This is a genomic window from Carboxylicivirga sp. M1479 (assembly GCF_007097485.1).
Taxonomy (GTDB): Bacteria; Bacteroidota; Bacteroidia; order Bacteroidales; family Marinilabiliaceae; genus Carboxylicivirga.
Window position 1 is genome coordinate 1 of record NZ_VKDE01000104.1, and the last position, 325, is coordinate 325.

General features: G+C 40.6%; 1 pseudogene. It reads right to left on the reverse strand.

From position 1 onward, the window contains the following. Positions 1 to 325: pseudogene (locus tag FNN09_RS21265) on the reverse strand (IS110 family transposase); the annotation flags it as partial.

Sequence of the window (325 nt, forward strand, 5' to 3'; positions counted from 1 at the left end):
CTTTCTATTGATGCCTTAACCGTTTGAAGCATAAATCGATGATGTTCTGTTAATTTGCCTTTCAGAGAAGCTGCAAGCTCTTCTACTGAAGTTTGCATTTTGCCATGACGAAGCTTCACTAGCTCTTTAACATCTTCTTCGCCAGCTATCATCGCATCAATTATTTTGGTAGCTGTGGCACCGTCAAGGTTACTAACTACGCTCGATAATTTTATGTTTGCATCTTCAAGCAACTTGTGTATGCGATTCTTTTCTGATGAAACCTGCTCAATAACTTTACGCTTGTAACGAGTTAAATCCCGTAACTCGCGTATGCCTTTGGGCG